Below are 17,232 nucleotides of genomic sequence, written 5' to 3'. Positions count from 1 at the left end.
CCCCGCCACCCGAAGGAGTGAACCTCGGAGGGGAGTTGGCGGGCAAGTTCCTCCGGCGTGTGCGGCGGCCTTGCGCGCACGGCCGGTTGGACGTGGGCGGCGGGCTTTGGCAGTATTCGCCGCCACGTCTTCCCGGAGTGCTTCATTCCCTCCCAAAGCAGGCGTCTGACCTGCGTGGGCGCACCGGTCCGGGGAGCGATGCAGGCCTTTTGCGCAGAGCGTGAAGGGGTCGTGCAGACTGGCCGGATGCGGACGGAACTTGTGTCGGAGCCCGGTGACCGGGCGCATCCCAACGAGGACTTCGCGAGCGTCGGACTTCCCGCCTGCGGACAGGGCGGTTCGCTCGTCGTCCTCGACGGCGTGACGGCGCCGTCGGGCGGCACGGGCTGTCTGCATTCGGTCTCCTGGTACACCGCGCGTCTTGGCGGGGCCCTGACCGAACTGACCGTTTCGCTCCCGGATGTTCCCCTGGTCGAGGCGTTGGCCCGCGCCATCGCGCGTACCTCCGACGCCCATGCCGCAACCTGTGACCTTTCTCACCCGCGCACCCCTCAGGCGACCGTGGCTCTCGCGCGGTGGACGCCGGAGACGGTCGAGTACCTGGTGCTGTGCGACTCGGTCCTGTTGCTGGCCTCGCCCGACGGCGCGGTCACCCCGGTCCTGGACGACCGCCTCGCCCGTCTGCCCCGCGCGCTGCTGGCGAGCGAGGAGATCTGCAACGCGCGGGCCCGCAACCGGGAAGGCGGCTTCTTCACGGCCGGCGCGGATCCGGCGGTGGCCGCCCGCGCTGTGACCGGGAGCGTCCCGCGCGCGCGGGTGGCGTCGCTGGCCGCACTGACCGACGGGGCGACGCGCTGGGTGGAGACGTTCCGCGAGGGCGACTGGACGGACCTGTTCACCTACGTCCGCAAGGCGGGCCCGGGGGCCCTGGTGAAGCGTGTCCGCGAACTGGAGCGGGCGGACACGGCCCGCGCCCACCTGGGCCGCGGCAAGACCCACGACGACGCGACGGCCGTGTACGTGGAGTGGTGAGCCCCCACGGGGTGGCCCCGGGACGGCCACGGGGCGATCGAGGGCAGGCGGGGCGCGGGCGGCCACGGAGCGGTCAAGGGGCCAGCCCTCGGGGGCGCGGGGCGGTCAAGGGGCCAGCCCTCGGCAGGGGCGCGGGCCGGTCGCGGGTGATCGGAGGGCAGCCGCCGGGCGATCCGGGGCAGCCGCCAAGGGGCGCTGAGCGATCACGGGCAGGCGCCGGGGGACGGGGAGCGATCCGGGGCAGCCGCCAGGGGACCCTGAGCGATCACGGGCAGGCGCCGGGGGGCGCGGGGCGGTCGGGCCGGCGGCTACCGGGCCATGCCCCGGTTGAGCTGGTGCAGCAGTCGCGCCAGCTCGGCGATCTCGCCGCGGTCCCAGTGGGAGAGCTGGCTGACGTACCGGGCGCGGCGGGCCTCGCGGACCCGACCGACCCGGGTGCGGCCCTCCTGGGTCAGGTCGACCAGCCAGGCCCGGCCGTCCGCCGGGTCCGGCTCGCGGGCGACGAGGCCGAGCTGCTCCAGGGCGCGCAACTGGCGCGACATGGTGGCCTTGCCGACGCCGATGTAGGCGGCGAGTTCCGTCGCCCGCTGGCGTCCGCACTCCTCCAGCCGCACGAGGAGCCCGTACGCGGCGGACTCCAGGTCGGGGTGGACCTCGCGGGCCATCTCCCCCTGGTTGGCCCGGGCACGGCGCAGCAGCACCGTCAGCTCCCGCTCCAGCGACAGGAATTCCTGGTCCACACCGCTCGGCAGCGTCTCGGACGCGCCGCCGCGTCCGTCGCCGTTTGCGCCCTCGTGCACGTCAGCACTCCTGATCCGGTTGCCCGCACCTGATTCTACGTGCGTAGGTCTGCACCGGTGGCTCGCCACCGGGTCCGCCCGGGACGGCATGCCCGTGCCGCCCGCGGGGCGTCCGCGGCGAGAGCCCGGGCCTCCTCACGGGGACCCGGGTCTCCCTGTTTCCGGCCGCGTCCGTCACGCCGCGACCGGAACCTCCGGCGCCGCCCCGTTCGTCGCGGGGGAGAGCGCCAGCTCCAGGACCTGGCGGACGTCGGTGACGGCATGGACGTCGAGTGTGTCCAGCACCTCGCTCGGCACGTCGTCCAGGTCCGGCTCGTTGCGCTTGGGGATGATCACGGTGGTCACCCCGGCGCGGTGCGCGGCGAGCAGCTTCTGCTTCACGCCTCCGATGGGCAGGACCCGGCCGGTGAGCGACACCTCGCCGGTCATCGCCACGTCCGTGCGCACCAGTCGCCCGGAGAGGAGGGACGCGAGGGCCGTCGTCATCGTGATGCCGGCGCTCGGGCCGTCCTTGGGGACCGCGCCCGCCGGGAAGTGGATGTGCACGCCCCGGTCCTTCAGGTCGCCCACCGGCAGTTCCAGTTCGGCGCCGTGCGAGCGCAGGAAGCTCAGCGCGATCTGCGCCGACTCCTTCATCACGTCACCGAGTTGTCCGGTCAGGGTCAGGCCGGCCGCGCCGGTCTCCGGGTCGGCCAGCGAGGCCTCCACGTAGAGCACGTCGCCGCCGGCGCCCGTGACCGCGAGGCCGGTGGCCACGCCCGGTACGGAGGTGCGCCGCTCGGCCGGGTCCTGTGCGGACTCGGGCACGTGGTGCGGCCGTCCGATCAGCGCGCGCAGGTCCTCGTCGCGGACGGTGAACGGCAGCTCGCGCTCGCCCAGTTCGTGCTGGGCGGCCACCTTGCGCAGCAGCCGGGCGACGGACCGCTCGAGGTTGCGCACGCCGGCCTCACGCGTGTACTCGCCGGCCAGCTTGCGCAGCGCGCTCTCGTCGAGGGTCACCTCGTCCGCGTCCAGACCGGCCCGCTCCAACTGGCGCGGGAGCAGGTGGTCTCGGGCGATGACGACCTTCTCGTCCTCGGTGTACCCGTCCAGGCGGACCAGCTCCATGCGGTCGAGCAGGGCCTCCGGGATGGCCTCGAGCACGTTGGCGGTGGCGAGGAAGACCACGTCGCTGAGGTCCAGCTCCACCTCCAGGTAGTGGTCCCGGAAGGTGTGGTTCTGCGCCGGGTCCAGCACCTCCAGCAGGGCGGCGGCCGGGTCGCCGCGGAAGTCGGAGCCCACCTTGTCGATCTCGTCGAGCAGCACGACCGGGTTCATCGAGCCGGCCTCCTTGACGGCGCGGACGATCCGGCCGGGCAGCGCGCCGACGTAGGTGCGCCGGTGGCCCCGGATCTCGGCCTCGTCGCGGACGCCGCCGAGGGCGACGCGGACGAACTTGCGGCCCATGGCGTGCGCGACGCTCTGGCCGAGGCTCGTCTTGCCCACGCCGGGCGGGCCCACCAGGGCGAGCACGGCACCGCCGCGCCGCCCGCCGACCACGCCGAGGCCGCGGTCGCCGCGCCGCTTGCGCACCGCGAGGTACTCGGTGATGCGCTCCTTCACGTCCTCCAGACCGGCGTGCTCGGCGTCGAGGACGGCCTTGGCGCCGCGGATGTCGTAGGAGTCCTCGGTCCGTTCGTTCCACGGCAGCTCGAGGACGGTGTCGAGCCAGGTGCGGATCCAGGAGCCCTCGGGCGACTGGTCGCTCGCCCGCTCCAGCTTGCCGACCTCCTTGAGCGCGGCCTCGCGGACCTTCTCCGGCAGGTCGGCGGCCTCGACGCGGGCGCGGTAGTCGTCGGACTCCTCGCCCTCCGTCTCGCCGTTCAGCTCGCGCAGCTCCTTGCGGACGGCCTCCAGCTGGCGCCGCAGCAGGAACTCGCGCTGCTGCTTGTCGACGCCCTCCTGGACGTCCTTGGCGATGGTCTCGGCGACGTCCTGCTCGGCGAGGTGGTCGCGCAGTTGCTGGGTGGCGAGCCGGAGGCGGGCGACCGGATCGGCCGTCTCCAGGAGTTCCACCTTCTGCTCGGTGGTCAGGAAGGGCGAGTAGCCGGAGTTGTCGGCGAGGGCGGAGACGTCGTCGATGGCCTGGACGCGGTCGACGACCTGCCAGGCACCACGCTTGCGCAGCCAGGCGGTGGCGAGGGCCTTGTACTCCTTGACCAGCTCCGCGACCTGCCCGGGCAGGGGCTCGGGCACGGTCTCGTCGATCCTGGTGCCCTCCACCCACAGCGCCGCCCCGGGCCCCGTGGTGCCGGCGCCGATGCGCACACGGCCACGGCCGCGGATGAGGGCGCCCGGGTCGCCGTCGGCCAGCCGGCCGACCTGCTCGACCGTGCCGAGCACGCCGGTGCTCGCGTAGGTCCCGTCGAGGCGAGGCACCAGGAGCACCCTGGGCTTGCCGGGCTCCGACCGGGCGGCGGCCTGGGCGGCCTCCACGGCGGCCCGCACATCGGCGTCGCTCAGGTCCAGCGGAACCACCATCCCGGGCAGCACCACTTCGTCGTCGAGCGGCAGCACGGGCAGGGTGAGCGGTGTGAACGCTGCGGACTCAGCAGCCATGATCTCCCCTTCGGCAGTCAAGTTGAGTTATGCCGACTCAATGCACGAGAGCGATCGATTGTTCCCCGACCCCCGTTCGCTCTCAGCGATCACGTCTGCCGCGGGGACGCCCGGGCCGCCTATCGTCCTCCACGTAATACCCGAACAATGATTATGACTATTACGGAGGCGCCGTGAGCGGCAGCGGCACGGTACGGGCATGGGTGGACGGCTGGGTCGTGTCGCGCGGGGCGGCTCCGCCGGTGCCCGAGCCGTGGGGCTTCACCGTGGACGTGGGGCAGCCGGGGCAGGTGTCCCGGCACGTCTTCGCCGGCGTCGGCACGGAGGTCGAGGAGGAGGACGTGCGCGCCGTCGCGGACGGGGTGACGGGGGCCGGTGTGTGGCTCAAGGCGTTCCGCGACCCGGCCGAGGTCGGGGGCTGGCTGGGCGAGGGCTGGTGGGTGGACCCGGAGCCCGGCTGGCTGATGACGGTGCCGTTGCAGGGGCGGAGCGCCCCCGTACCCCCTCCGGCCGGCTACCGCCTGCGCCACTGGACGCGCGGCGGCGTCGTCCGCGCCCTGATCACCGCCCCCGACGGTTCCCTGGCGGCCCGCGGCCAGATCGCCCCGACCGGCGCCACGGCCGTCGCCGACCAGATCGAGACGGCCCCCGACCACCGCCGCCGCGGCCTGGGCGGCGTGATCATGCACACCCTCGGGTCGGCTGCCGCGGCGGAGGGCGCGGAACGGGGGGTCCTGGCGGGGACACCGGCCGGGCGGCGGCTGTACGAGTCGGTGGGGTGGACCACGGTGGCCCCGTTGACCAGCGCGAGGTTCGACGGTCGGGGGCGGGCGTGAGGGGCGCGCGCCGGAGGGCCTGAGGGATGTGGCCGGAGCGAGGCATGACGGCGGCGGCCGGGGCAAGACCTGAACGGCGGTGACCGAGGCTGCGGGCGGAGCGGAACCGCAACGGCGGCGGTCGGGCCGAGGCCTCAGCGTCGGCGAGCGCGAGCGGAGTGAAACACCGGAGCTCTTCGCCGGGACCGAGCCCGCCCGCCGTCGCGCCGCTCGCGATCAGCGCACCTGGACCGCCCCGGCCCCCACCGTCCGCCCGCGGGCCCGCCGCAGCCACGGCCAGGTGGCGATGCCGATGATGAGGGCGATCATGTGGCCCCAGTCGGTCATCGGGTCGGTGAAGGCGAGCAGGCCCTGGACCAGCAGGGCGCCGAAGGCGGCGAGGAGCGGCCACCGCAGCCAGGGGGTGAGCAGGCCGGCCAGCGCCCCGGTGCTCGCGGCGACGCCGAAGCTGATGCCGTAGTCCAGGCGGTGCAGGGAGCTCTCGGGCAGGTGGCCCACGAGGACGGCGAGGCCGACGGGCACCTCGGTGGCGAGGGTGGCCAGGACGTGTCCGAGCAGGAACACGCCCGCCGTGCGCAGACCTCCGACGCGCCGCTCCAGCGCGGTCAGCACGAGCAGGAAGCCCACGGTGAACGGCGAGGCGAAGCCGCCCGCGATCCACAGCGCGCTGGCCAAGAGCACCTGAACCGGCGCTCGGAGCAGGTGGGCCACGTCCGTGCTCGACCCCTGGTGCAGTTGCTGCACGAGCGCGGCGTCGGCGTGGGCGGCGACATAGGACGTCACGGCGAGGACGACGGCGTAGGCGAAGGTGAAGGGCGTGCCGACGGGGGTGGGGAGCAGCCGCCAGGGGCGCGGGCGGGGTCCGCTCCCGACGGCCGGCGAGGGGGACCCGGCGGGACCGCGCTGGCGGGGGATCCCGTCCAGCAGGCCCGAGACCTCGGGGAACGCCTCGGCCGTCGCCGCGCGCTCATCCGTGCGGTCCGCCGCACGCTCCACCGGACGTTCCACCGCGAGGCGCTCCTTCCAGGGCGGACTGGCTCCGACTTACCCCCAACCCTTCGCGGGTAACGCCCCGGTGTCTGTGACCGACGCCACGCGCAGGCCGATTCACAGCAACCTGGCAGCTTCCCGACAGCTTCGCCGCGCCGCCCGCGACGCCGGCCACGTCGGACCCGCGCACCGGACCACGTCCGCGCGAGCGGCCCGCCCGTATTTCCTCAACGGTCCGTCGGGGAAACTGCCAAGATGGGCCGATGCCCGTCTCCTACGACATGCCCGAAGTCCTGGACCGTCGTGAGGGCCCGTACGGCGAGGTCGTCCTGCGCCGGCACGGGGAACTGCTCCAGATCATCGCCAACGGCTGCTTCCTGATGGACACCTCCGACGGCCGCTCCGAACGCCTGCTCGTCGACGCCGCCCTGGCGGCCCTCGACGACCGCCCTGCGCCGAAGGCGTTGATCGGCGGCCTGGGCGTCGGCTTCTCCCTGGTCCACGCCGCCGCCGATCCCCGCTGGGGCGCCCTCACCGTCGTCGAGCGCGAAGCCGCCGTCATCGACTGGCACCTCGGCGGGCCGCTGTCCGCGGTGTCCGGCCCCGCCCTCGCCGATCCGCGCACGAAGATCGTGGAAGCGGATCTGCTCGCCTACGTCAATGAGACATCCGACACGTTCGACGCGCTGTGCCTGGACATCGACAACGGCCCGGACTGGACCGTCACGGAGGGCAACGACGGCCTCTACTCCCCGGCCGGACTGGCAAGCTGCGCACGGGTGTTGAGACCCGGCGGGGTACTGGCGGTATGGTCCGCGCAGCCGTCTCCGGAATTCGAGGGAACCTTGGGGAATGCCGGGTTCCAGCAGGTGCGTACCGAAGAGATCCCGGTTGCCCGAGGAGTGCCGGACGTCGTACATCTCGCCGTCCGACCTGGATAGCAAAGCCGCGGTGACTCCCCGTACGCTGCTGCCCTGACGCCGATCATTTACGCGTCAACCGCAGTCATGCGCAGACAAGGGATCACCCCACTGATTCCGGAAAGCACCTCAGGGGCGGGCGATGGAGCAGACACACACCTCGCACAACGGCACGACGACGGCGACCCCGGGCGCGCAGCGCCGCGTCCTGGTGGTGGAGGACGACCCGACGATCGTCGACGCCATCGCGGCCCGCCTGCGCGCCGAGGGATTCCTCGTGCAAACAGCGGGTGACGGCCCGGCGGCCGTCGACACCGCGGAGGCCTGGCAGCCCGATCTGCTGATCCTCGACATCATGCTGCCCGGCTTCGACGGTCTGGAGGTCTGCCGTCGTGTGCAGGCCCAGCGTCCGGTGCCGGTGCTGATGCTTACCGCGCGCGACGACGAGACCGACATGCTGGTCGGGCTCGGCGTCGGCGCCGACGACTACATGACCAAGCCGTTCTCCATGCGGGAGCTGGCCGCGCGCGTGCACGTGCTGCTGCGCCGCGTGGAGCGGGCGGCGCTCGCCGCGACGACCCCGCGCAGCGGGATCCTGCGTCTCGGCGAACTGGAGATCGACCACGCGCAGCGCCGGGTGCGGGTGCGCAGCGAGGACGTGCACCTCACGCCCACCGAGTTCGACCTGCTGGTCTGCCTGGCGAACACCCCGCGCGCGGTGCTCTCCCGCGAGCAGCTGCTGGCGGAGGTGTGGGACTGGGCCGACGCCTCCGGCACCCGGACCGTCGACAGCCACATCAAGGCGCTGCGCAGGAAGATCGGCGCCGAGCGGATCCGCACCGTGCACGGCGTGGGCTACGCGCTGGAGACCCCGACGCCATGAGCGGCGGGCCGGACGGACCGAGAGGCCCCGGGGGCCCCTGGGGCGGCGTGCGACCGTTCTCGATCAAGACCAAACTGGGCGCGCTGGTCGTCATCTCCGTGCTCATCACCACCGGTCTGTCGATGATCGCGGTGCACACCAAGACGGAACTGCGCTTCATCACGGTCTTCTCGATGATCGCCACACTGTTGATCACGCAGTTCGTGGCGCATTCGCTCACCGCCCCGCTCGACGAGATGAACACGGTCGCCCGATCCATCTCGCACGGCGACTACACCCGCCGGGTGCGGGAGAACCGCCGTGACGAGCTGGGCGACCTGGCCCAGACGATCAACGTCATGGCGGACGAGCTGGAGGCGCAGGACCACCAGCGCAAGGAGCTGGTGGCAAACGTCTCGCACGAGCTGCGCACACCCATCGCGGGTCTGCGCGCCGTCCTGGAGAACGTGGTCGACGGCATCGCCGAGGCCGACCCCGAGACGATGCGCACGGCCCTGAAGCAGACCGAGCGGCTGGGACGTCTGGTGGAGACACTCCTGGACCTCTCCCGCCTCGACAACGGCGTCGTACCGCTGCGCAGACGGCGCTTCGAGGTGTGGCCGTACCTGTCGGGGGTGCTGAAGGAGGCCAACATGGTGGCCTCCGCGCGCGCGGGCATGGCGTCCGGCTCCGGCAGCCACACCCGGACGGACGTCCATCTGCATCTGGACGTCTCCCCGCCCGAGTTGACCGCGCACGCGGATCCCGAGCGCATCCACCAGGTCGTCGCCAACCTCATCGACAACGCCGTCAAGCACAGTCCGCCGCACGGCCGGGTGACGGTCAAGGCGCGGCGCGGCCCGACGCCGGAGTCGCTGGAGCTGGAGGTCCTGGACGAGGGGCCCGGCATCCCGCGGTCGGAGTGGCGCCGGGTCTTCGAGCGGTTCAACCGGGGTGCCGTGCGCCGGCCGCACGGTCCGGGCAGCGACGGCGGCACGGGGCTGGGGCTGGCGATCGCCCGCTGGGCGGTGGATCTCCACGGGGGCAGGATCGGAGTGGCCGAATCCACGCGAGGTTGCCGGATTCTTGTCACTCTTCCGGGAGAGCCATCCGTGCCAAGTTGACGTAAAGTGCGGACCGGAGCCACAAGATCCACGATCATCCGGGCCGTCGAACGGCTGGTGGACACGTGTGATCAGGCAGAGCACCGGCGCAGGTCGGCCGCGGTCCGCGCGCTCGGCGTGCGCGACCTGCGTCGATGCACCCCTTTCGCAGCGCAACCGCGCTTGTTTCCCGCCATTTCCACCCCCGAAACACGCTCTTCGATGTGACTTACGCGACGATGAAGCAGCCCGACCTGACCTTCCCCCTCCAGGGGGCGTAGCCTTTATTCCCGCTGTCCATCACCTTGTGAAGCGGAAGAGGGCGGTTGCCGCCGTGTCGCCACAGTCCCCCAGTAACGCATCGAGCATCTCGACCGACACCGACCAAGCGGGCAAGAACCCCGCTGCCGCGTTCGGTCCGAACGAGTGGCTCGTCGACGAGATCTATCAGCAGTACCTCCAGGACCCGAATTCGGTAGACCGTGCCTGGTGGGACTTCTTCGCCGACTACAAGCCGGGCGCGGCCTCCGCCCCGGCTCCGGCGGGTACTGCGGCCACGGGGGCCGCAGGGACCACCACCACGCCCCAGGCGGCGCCCGCCGCCCCGGCCGCTCCGGCCCAGGCTGCGCCCGCCGCTCCGGCTCCCGCGCCGGCCCAGGCCGCCCCGAAGCCCGCGGCCGCCGCTCCGGCTCCCGCGAAGCCCGCCGCCCCGGCCCCCAGGCCGGCCGCCGCGCAGGCCAAGGCCGAGCCGGCCGCCGCCTCTGCCGAGGGCCCCGAGTTCGTGACGCTGCGCGGTCCGTCCGCCGCGGTCGCCAAGAACATGAACGCCTCGCTGGAGCTGCCCACGGCCACGTCCGTGCGCGCGGTCCCGGTGAAGCTGCTGTTCGACAACCGCATCGTCATCAACAACCACCTGAAGCGCGCCCGGGGCGGGAAGATCTCCTTCACGCACCTGATCGGCTTCGCGATGGTGCAGGCCATCAAGGCCATGCCGTCGATGAACTGGTCGTTCGGCGAGAAGGACGGCAAGCCGACCCTCGTCAAGCCGCCGCACGTCAACCTCGGTCTGGCCATCGACCTGGTGAAGCCCAACGGCGACCGCCAGCTCGTCGTGGCCGCCATCAAGAAGGCCGAGACGCTGAACTTCTTCGAGTTCTGGCAGGCCTACGAGGACATCGTCCGTCGCGCCCGCGACAACAAGCTGACGATGGACGACTTCACCGGCGTCACGGTCTCCCTGACCAACCCCGGCGGTCTCGGCACCGTGCACTCCGTGCCGCGTCTGATGCCCGGCCAGTCGGTCATCATGGGCGTCGGCTCCATGGACTACCCGGCGGAGTTCCAGGGCACCTCCCAGGACACCCTGAACAAGCTCGGCATCTCGAAGGTCATGACGCTGACGTCGACCTACGACCACCGGGTCATCCAGGGCGCCGCCTCCGGCGAGTTCCTGCGCGCCGTCGCCAACCTGCTGCTGGGCGAGAACGGCTTCTACGACGACATCTTCGAGGCGCTGCGCATCCCCTACGAGCCGGTCCGCTGGCTCAAGGACATCGACGCCAGCCACGACGACGACGTCACCAAGGCCGCCCGCGTCTTCGAGCTGATCCACTCCTACCGGGTCCGCGGCCACGTCATGGCCGACACCGACCCGCTGGAGTACCGCCAGCGCAAGCACCCCGACCTCGACATCACCGAGCACGGGCTCACCCTGTGGGACCTGGAGCGCGAGTTCGCCGTCGGCGGCTTCTCCGGCAAGTCCCTGATGAAGCTGCGCGACATCCTCGGCGTGCTGCGCGACTCGTACTGCCGCACCACGGGCGTCGAGTTCATGCACATCCAGGACCCCAAGCAGCGCAAGTGGATCCAGGACCGCATCGAGCGCCCGCACACCAAGCCGGAGCGCGAGGAGCAGCTGCGCATCCTGCGCCGGCTGAACGCGGCGGAGGCCTTCGAGACCTTCCTGCAGACCAAGTACGTCGGCCAGAAGCGCTTCTCCCTGGAGGGCGGCGAGTCCGTCATCCCGCTGCTCGACGCGGTGCTGGACTCGGCCGCCGAGTCCCGGCTGGACGAGGTCGTCATCGGCATGGCCCACCGCGGCCGCCTGAACGTCCTCGCCAACATCGTCGGCAAGTCGTACGCGCAGATCTTCCGCGAGTTCGAGGGCAACCTCGACCCGAAGTCGATGCACGGCTCGGGCGACGTGAAGTACCACCTGGGCGCCGAGGGCACCTTCACCGGCCTGGACGGCGAGCAGATCAAGGTCTCGCTCACCGCCAACCCCTCCCACCTGGAGGCGGTCGACCCGGTGCTGGAGGGCGTCGCGCGCGCCAAGCAGGACATCATCAACAAGGGCGGCACGGACTTCACCGTCCTGCCGGTGGCCCTGCATGGCGACGCGGCCTTCGCGGGCCAGGGCGTGGTGGCCGAGACCCTGAACATGTCGCAGCTGCGGGGTTACCGCACCGGTGGCACGGTCCACGTGGTCATCAACAACCAGGTCGGCTTCACCGCGGCCCCCGAGTCCTCGCGTTCCTCCATGTACGCGACGGACGTGGCCCGCATGATCGAGGCCCCGATCTTCCACGTGAACGGCGACGACCCGGAGGCCGTGGTCCGCGTCGCGCGGCTGGCCTTCGAGTTCCGTCAGGCGTTCAACAAGGACGTCGTGATCGACCTCATCTGCTACCGCCGCCGCGGCCACAACGAGTCGGACAACCCGGCCTTCACCCAGCCGCTGATGTACGACCTGATCGACAAGAAGCGCTCGGTGCGCAAGCTGTACACCGAGTCCCTCATCGGTCGCGGCGACATCACCCTGGAAGAGGCCGAGCAGGCGCTGCAGGACTACCAGGGCCAGCTGGAGAAGGTCTTCACGGAGGTCCGCGAGGCCACCGCGCAGCCCGTCGCCGGCGACTCCCACGACCCGCAGGACGGCTTCCCGGTCGCGGTCCCTACCGCCGTCTCGACCGAGGTCGTCAAGCGGATCGCCGAGTCCCAGGTCAACATCCCCGACCACATCACCGTCCACCCGCGCCTGCTGCCGCAGCTGCAGCGCCGGGCGGCGATGGTCGAGGACGGCACGATCGACTGGGGCATGGGCGAGACCCTCGCCATCGGCTCCCTCCTCCTGGAGGGCGTCCCGGTCCGCCTGGCCGGCCAGGACTCCCAGCGCGGTACGTTCGGCCAGCGGCACGCGGTGATCATCGACCGTGAGACGGGCGAGGACTTCACCCCGCTGCTGTACCTCTCCGAGGACCAGGCCCGCCTGAACGTCTACAACTCCCTGCTGTCCGAGTACGCGGCGATGGGCTTCGAGTACGGCTACTCGCTGGCCCGCCCGGACGCGCTGGTGATGTGGGAGGCGCAGTTCGGCGACTTCGTCAACGGCGCGCAGACGGTCGTGGACGAGTTCATCTCCTCGGCCGAGCAGAAGTGGGGCCAGACCTCCGGCGTCACCCTGCTGCTGCCGCACGGCTACGAGGGCCAGGGCCCGGACCACTCCTCGGCCCGCCCGGAGCGGTTCCTCCAGCTCTGCGCGCAGAACAACATGACGGTCGCGATGCCGACCCTGCCGTCGAACTACTTCCACCTCCTGCGGTGGCAGGTGCACAACCCGCACCACAAGCCGCTGGTCGTCTTCACGCCGAAGTCGATGCTGCGCCTGAAGGCCGCCGCGTCGAAGGCGGAGGAGTTCACGACGGGCCAGTTCCGCCCGGTCATCGGCGACGCGTCGGTGGACCCGGCCGCGGTCCGCAAGGTCGTCTTCTGCGCCGGCAAGGTCTACTACGACCTGGAGGCCGAGCGCCAGAAGCGCGGCGTCACGGACACCGCGATCATCCGCATCGAGCGTCTGTACCCGATCCCGGGTGCCGAGCTCCAGGCGGAGATCGCCAAGTACCCGAACGTCGAGAAGTACCTGTGGGCCCAGGAGGAGCCGGCCAACCAGGGCGCCTGGCCGTTCATCGCCCTGAACCTGATCGACCACCTGGACCTGGCCGTCGGCGCCGACGTGCCGCACGGCGAGCGTCTGCGCCGCATCTCGCGGCCGCACGGCTCGTCCCCGGCGGTCGGCTCGGCCAAGCGCCACCAGGCCGAGCAGGAGCAGCTGGTGCGTGAGGTCTTCGAGGCCTGACGTCCCCGACGCGCGGCTGGGCCGCACCCCTGTTCCGGGGGTGCGGCCCAGCCGTTTGCGCGCGCTGAGAGCTCCGGACCAAGGGGTCCTTGCACGATGAGCGCCTGATCAGGCCGCCTGGGTTGATGCCGTGCATGGCAAGGCGCCGGAGAGCCCTGGTAGGAGCTACCAGGGCTCTCCGGCAACGCGGCGAGGTGCGGCACCAGGCCGCGCGGTGCAGGCGGGCACAGTGCAAGGACCCCTGAGGGCGGGCCCGGCTCGGGCCACCCCCTCTGTTCTGAGCTCTTATCCTTGACCCATGTACTTCACGGACCGTGGCATCGAAGAGCTGGAGAAGCGGCGCGGCGAGGAGGAGGTCACCTTCGAGTGGCTCGCCGAGCAGCTGCGGACGTTCGTCGACCTGAACCCGGACTTCGAGGTGCCGGTCGAGCGGCTGGCCACGTGGCTGGCGCGGCTGGACGACGAGGACGACGAGTAGGTCTGCGCCCCGGTCCGTAGGTCCGCGGCCCGGTCCGGCGTGTGCGAAGGGCGCCCCCTCGGGGGCGCCCTTCGGCGTGTGCGGGCCCGGGGCACCGGGCTGACTCACCCGAACGGGCGGCTTGACTTTCCACGACCGCGATATATCGTGAATTACGTGAGACGCGATATGGCGTGTCGAGCCCTGTCGTGTCCGTCTGGCCGAGGAGGTCTGCCCCATGTCCGAGTGGTCCGTCGCCGAGCCGAGCAAGCTGTCGTTCGACGAGCCGGTGAGCGAACTGCACGTCCGCATCGTGGCCGGCACGGTGAACGTGGTGGGGACCGACGAGGACTCCGCCCGCCTGGAGGTCTCCGACGTCGAGGGGCCACCCCTGGTGGTGACCCATCGCGACGGGACCTTGACCGTGGCCTACGAGGACCTGCCCTGGAAGGGGTTCCTGAAGTGGCTCGACCGCAAGGAGTGGCGCCGCAGCGCGGTCGTCTCGCTGGCCGTCCCGGCGGGCACCCGGGTCGAGGTGGGCGTGGTCAGCGCCGGCGCGGTCGTCTCCGGCATCGACGGGCACGCGGAGGTGAAGGGCGTCTCCGGGGACACCACGCTGGTGCGGCTCACGGGCCCCGTCCGCGCGGACACCGTCTCGGGGAGCGTGGAGGCCCTGGCCCTCAGCGGCGACCTGCGCTTCCACTCCGTCAGCGGAGACCTGACGGTGGTCGAGGCGGGCTCCTCCGTGAAGGCCGACTCGGTGAGCGGGTCGATGATCGTCGACCTCGACCCGGCGAGCCGCCCCACCGACATCAGTCTGACCAGCGTCTCCGGCGAGATCGCCATCCGGCTGCCCCACCCGGCGGACGCGCGGGTGGAAGCCAACACCGCGAGCGGCTCGGTCTCCAACGCCTTCGAGGACCTGCGCGTCGGCGGCCAGTGGGGCGCCAAGCGCATCACCGGCCGGCTCGGCGCGGGCAACGGCAGTCTGAAGGCGACGACGGTCTCCGGCTCGATCGCCCTGCTGCGCCGCACGCCGGCGGAGGACGAGCCCATGGAGCCGGAATCGGCGACTCCGTCGGACGGATCGCCCACCGCCCCGGGGGAGAATGCCTCTCCCGGCCCGGACACCGCGCCCCCCACCGACGGCCCGGCCGACGGCACGACCGACAAGAAGGTGCTCTGACATGCCCCCCGTCTTCGCCCACGGCCGCCTCCGCCTCTACCTGTTGAAGCTGCTGGACGAGGCCCCGCGCCACGGTTACGAGGTGATCCGTCTCCTGGAGGAGCGCTTCCAGGGGCTGTACGCCCCCTCGGCGGGCACGGTCTACCCCCGTCTGGCCAAGCTGGAGGCGGAGGGGCTGGTCACCCACACCACCGAGGGGGGCCGCAAGGTGTACGCGATCACCGACGCCGGGCGGGCGGAACTCGCCGACCGCAGCGGTGAACTGGCCGACCTGGAGCTGGAGATCCGCGAGTCGGTCGCGGAGCTGGCCGCGGAGATCAAGGCCGACGTGCGCGGTGCGGCGGGGGATCTGCGCCGCGAGATGCGCGCGGCGGCGTCCGAGGCGCGCCGCGACCCGAGCCATGACACCGACGACTACGCCGGGGACGGCGAGCCGGGTGACAAGGAGGCCTGGCGCGCCGCCAAGGAGGAGATGCGCCGCGTCAAGCAGGAGTGGAAGGAGCAGGCCCGCCGGGCGAAGGACGAGAGCCGCAGGGCCCGTGAGGAGGCCCAGCGGGCCCGCCGCCAGGCCAAGGAGGCGCAGGACCGGGCCCGCGCCCAGGCTCAGGAGGAGGTCCAGCGCATAGCGCGACGCGTCCAGGAGCAGGTCCAGGACCACTTCTCGCGCGGCGACTGGCCGACGGGCGTCCGGGAGGGCCTGACCGAACTGGCCAGGGAGTTCGGCGAGTTCGGCAAGGACGTCGGGAAGGAGTTCGGCAAGGACTTCGGGTTCGGCCGCCCCGGCGGCACGGAGGGTCCGACGGCCCAGGGCCCGGTCTACTCCGAGACTCCGAAGGACTTCCCGGCCGACTACGAGCCGGCCTGGGCCCACGAGGACTCCAGCGGAGACCCGGCCCGCGACCTGGACCGCCTGCTGGACCGCTTCCGCGACGACATCCGCGACGCGGCCCGCGACCACGGCGTCACGACGGCCCAGCTGCGCGACGCCCGCCTCCACCTGTCGACCGCAGCGGCCCACATCGGGGCGCTCCTGCGATCCTCGAAGGGCTGAGCACCCGGACCGGGAAGAGGACGCGGGCCGGGGAGAGGACGCGGCTAGGGGAGAAGATGCCGCCCGGGGAGAGGGCGCTGGGCTGAGAGTTCGTGGGCCGGGCAAAGCGCCGTCCTGGGGCCGCTTGGTGCCGAGGCGAGCCCGGAAGGGCGCGCGGAGTGCCCGGACGCGGGCCAGGGAGGACGCGCGAGGGGACAGAGCGCGGGCCAGGGGGGACGCGCTGGCCCGCCGCGGTGGTGGCCGTGGTAGACGGCTCGGCCGTCGGCGCGGACCGGGGTGCCGGAACTCGAGCCGGGGAGGGCGCGGCCGGGACGGAGGTCCTGGCGGCGGCCTCGGCCGCCTCCGTCCCCGCCCTCATGCTTGCCCCCGTGGAGCGGGGAGCCTCGCGCGCCGGACGGTCAGCGAGGGTGTGCCGTCCGAGCGGGCCCGGGCGCACCCTCCCCGCCCCTCACCCTTTCCCGTCCTTCACCCGCCCCGTCCCTCACCCCGCCCCGGCCTCTCCCCCGTCGTACAGCACCCGTGCCAGGGAGGCGTGGGTGATGCCGTGGTCGGCGAGGGTTTCAGCGGGGAGGCCGGGGCCGGCGGCCAGGGCGAGGAGGATGTGCTCGTCGCCGATGCGCCGGTCGCGGTGGGCGAGGGCGATGCGCAGGGACCTCTCGAGGACGTCCTTGGCCTCCCGCCCGAAGGACGGGCGAGCCGGTCGCCCGCTCTCCCGCCGATCACCCGACATCGCCCCGACACCGTGCACCTCCTCCACCCGGGCCACGATCTCGGAGACGTCGATGCCGAGGCCGGCGAGGGCGTCGGTGTCGGCCCGGGACAGGCCGGCGCGTCGGCGGGCCTCCCGCAGGGCCTCGCCCACCCCCTCCCTGCGCTCCGGCGGGAGCCCGAGGGCGGTCAGCGCGAAGGAGCCGCGGCTCGCCTCGCGATCCAGCAGGGCGAGCAGCAGATGCTCGGGCCCCACGGTCCGCGCACCCCCGCTCTGGCACTGCGAGAAAGCGCCCCGCACCACTTCGCGGGCGTCCTTCGTGAACCGCTCGAACATCACTGCCTCCCGTACTTCTTGTGCACGGCCTGCCTGCTGACTCCGAGTTCCGCGGCGATCTCCTGCCACGACCAGCCCTGATGGCGCGCACTGCGCACCTGTACCGCCTCCAACTGCTCCAGCAGCCGGCGCAGTGCGGCGACGGCGCGCAGTCCGACCCGTGGATCGCGGTCGCCGGCGCGCTCGGCGAGATCCGTTGCTTCGGTCATGACGTCAA

General features: G+C 72.3%; 14 protein-coding genes. 9 read left to right on the top strand and 5 right to left on the bottom strand.

Annotated features, from left to right (window positions below; translation table 11 throughout):
• Positions 1–246: 246 nt before the first annotated feature.
• Positions 247–1,032, top strand: coding sequence for a protein phosphatase 2C domain-containing protein (locus ACZ4YY_RS32245; protein WP_468298349.1), 786 nt, complete (start codon positions 247–249; stop codon positions 1,030–1,032).
• Between the two features lie 308 nt (positions 1,033–1,340).
• Here ACZ4YY_RS32245 and ACZ4YY_RS32240 read toward each other — a convergent pair whose 3' ends face one another.
• The gene (locus tag ACZ4YY_RS32240) at positions 1,341–1,832 is read right to left on the bottom strand and encodes a MarR family winged helix-turn-helix transcriptional regulator (protein WP_468298347.1); all 492 of its coding nucleotides are present in this window, start codon (positions 1,830–1,832) and stop codon (positions 1,341–1,343) included.
• 174 nt (positions 1,833–2,006) lie between these two features.
• On the bottom strand, positions 2,007–4,430 hold the full coding sequence (gene lon / locus ACZ4YY_RS32235) for an endopeptidase La (protein WP_468298346.1): 2,424 nt from the start codon (positions 4,428–4,430) through the stop codon (positions 2,007–2,009).
• Positions 4,431–4,603: 173 nt separating this feature from the next.
• Here lon and ACZ4YY_RS32230 point away from each other — a divergent pair, with 173 nt between their 5' ends.
• Positions 4,604–5,266, top strand: coding sequence for a GNAT family N-acetyltransferase (locus ACZ4YY_RS32230; RefSeq protein ID WP_468298344.1), 663 nt, complete (start codon positions 4,604–4,606; stop codon positions 5,264–5,266).
• Positions 5,267–5,482: 216 nt separating this feature from the next.
• On the opposite strand, the gene ACZ4YY_RS32225 is transcribed toward ACZ4YY_RS32230, so the two are convergent.
• The gene (locus ACZ4YY_RS32225) at positions 5,483–6,274 is read right to left on the bottom strand and encodes a rhomboid-like protein (protein ID WP_468298342.1); all 792 of its coding nucleotides are present in this window, start codon (positions 6,272–6,274) and stop codon (positions 5,483–5,485) included.
• A 245-nt stretch (positions 6,275–6,519) separates the two neighbouring features.
• Between ACZ4YY_RS32225 and ACZ4YY_RS32220 the strand changes: the two genes are divergently transcribed.
• The 7 genes from ACZ4YY_RS32220 to ACZ4YY_RS32190 all read left to right on the top strand — a co-directional run bounded on the left by ACZ4YY_RS32220 (position 6,520) and on the right by ACZ4YY_RS32190 (position 15,970).
• Positions 6,520–7,197, top strand: a complete 678-nt coding sequence (locus ACZ4YY_RS32220; RefSeq protein ID WP_468298340.1) for a spermidine synthase family protein — start codon at positions 6,520–6,522, stop codon at positions 7,195–7,197.
• Positions 7,198–7,318: 121 nt separating this feature from the next.
• Positions 7,319–8,059, top strand: coding sequence for a response regulator transcription factor (locus ACZ4YY_RS32215; protein ID WP_264935759.1), 741 nt, complete (start codon positions 7,319–7,321; stop codon positions 8,057–8,059).
• Positions 8,056–9,162, top strand: coding sequence for a HAMP domain-containing sensor histidine kinase (locus ACZ4YY_RS32210; protein ID WP_468298338.1), 1,107 nt, complete (start codon positions 8,056–8,058; stop codon positions 9,160–9,162). The genes ACZ4YY_RS32215 and ACZ4YY_RS32210 overlap by 4 nt, the downstream gene beginning before the upstream one ends.
• A 313-nt stretch (positions 9,163–9,475) precedes the next feature.
• Positions 9,476–13,276 carry a multifunctional oxoglutarate decarboxylase/oxoglutarate dehydrogenase thiamine pyrophosphate-binding subunit/dihydrolipoyllysine-residue succinyltransferase subunit gene (locus ACZ4YY_RS32205; RefSeq protein WP_468298336.1) on the top strand — a complete coding sequence of 1,267 codons (3,801 nt, stop codon included), beginning with the start codon at positions 9,476–9,478 and terminating at the stop codon, positions 13,274–13,276.
• Between the two features lie 298 nt (positions 13,277–13,574).
• Positions 13,575–13,754, top strand: a complete 180-nt coding sequence (locus ACZ4YY_RS32200; protein WP_003992906.1) for a DUF6104 family protein — start codon at positions 13,575–13,577, stop codon at positions 13,752–13,754.
• Between the two features lie 217 nt (positions 13,755–13,971).
• Positions 13,972–14,919 carry a DUF4097 family beta strand repeat-containing protein gene (locus ACZ4YY_RS32195; RefSeq protein WP_468298335.1) on the top strand — a complete coding sequence of 316 codons (948 nt, stop codon included), beginning with the start codon at positions 13,972–13,974 and terminating at the stop codon, positions 14,917–14,919.
• A gap of 1 nt (position 14,920) precedes the next feature.
• Positions 14,921–15,970: a PadR family transcriptional regulator gene (locus tag ACZ4YY_RS32190; RefSeq protein ID WP_468298333.1), complete on the top strand. Its 1,050-nt coding sequence runs from the start codon at positions 14,921–14,923 to the stop codon at positions 15,968–15,970.
• Between the two features lie 481 nt (positions 15,971–16,451).
• Here ACZ4YY_RS32190 and ACZ4YY_RS32185 read toward each other — a convergent pair whose 3' ends face one another.
• Both ACZ4YY_RS32185 and ACZ4YY_RS32180 read right to left on the bottom strand, forming a co-directional pair.
• On the bottom strand, positions 16,452–17,015 hold the full coding sequence (locus ACZ4YY_RS32185) for a Clp protease N-terminal domain-containing protein (RefSeq protein WP_468298331.1): 564 nt from the start codon (positions 17,013–17,015) through the stop codon (positions 16,452–16,454).
• Entirely contained in the window at positions 17,015–17,224 is a 210-nt protein-coding gene (locus ACZ4YY_RS32180) for a helix-turn-helix domain-containing protein (protein ID WP_037674056.1), read from the bottom strand. The genes ACZ4YY_RS32185 and ACZ4YY_RS32180 overlap by 1 nt, the downstream gene beginning before the upstream one ends.
• Between the last annotated feature and the right edge of the window lie 8 nt (positions 17,225–17,232).

It is taken from the genome of Streptomyces sp. NPDC030143 (assembly GCF_055573695.1).
Note: the sequence above shows the minus strand (reverse complement) of the source record. Positions and strands in the feature narration are given on the sequence as shown.

What these genes read in the sequence shown, in the direction of transcription:
- ACZ4YY_RS32245 (WP_468298349.1), top strand. Translation starts at nt 247, where the DNA reads ATGCGGACGGAACTTGTGTCGGAGCCCGGTGACCGGGCGCATCCCAAC.
- lon (WP_468298346.1), bottom strand. Translation starts at nt 4,430, where the DNA reads ATGGCTGCTGAGTCCGCAGCGTTCACACCGCTCACCCTGCCCGTGCTG.
- ACZ4YY_RS32220 (WP_468298340.1), top strand. Translation starts at nt 6,520, where the DNA reads ATGCCCGTCTCCTACGACATGCCCGAAGTCCTGGACCGTCGTGAGGGC.
- ACZ4YY_RS32215 (WP_264935759.1), top strand. Translation starts at nt 7,319, where the DNA reads ATGGAGCAGACACACACCTCGCACAACGGCACGACGACGGCGACCCCG.
- ACZ4YY_RS32210 (WP_468298338.1), top strand. Translation starts at nt 8,056, where the DNA reads ATGAGCGGCGGGCCGGACGGACCGAGAGGCCCCGGGGGCCCCTGGGGC.
- ACZ4YY_RS32200 (WP_003992906.1), top strand. Translation starts at nt 13,575, where the DNA reads ATGTACTTCACGGACCGTGGCATCGAAGAGCTGGAGAAGCGGCGCGGC.
- ACZ4YY_RS32195 (WP_468298335.1), top strand. Translation starts at nt 13,972, where the DNA reads ATGTCCGAGTGGTCCGTCGCCGAGCCGAGCAAGCTGTCGTTCGACGAG.
- ACZ4YY_RS32190 (WP_468298333.1), top strand. Translation starts at nt 14,921, where the DNA reads ATGCCCCCCGTCTTCGCCCACGGCCGCCTCCGCCTCTACCTGTTGAAG.
- ACZ4YY_RS32185 (WP_468298331.1), bottom strand. Translation starts at nt 17,015, where the DNA reads ATGTTCGAGCGGTTCACGAAGGACGCCCGCGAAGTGGTGCGGGGCGCT.
- ACZ4YY_RS32180 (WP_037674056.1), bottom strand. Translation starts at nt 17,224, where the DNA reads ATGACCGAAGCAACGGATCTCGCCGAGCGCGCCGGCGACCGCGATCCA.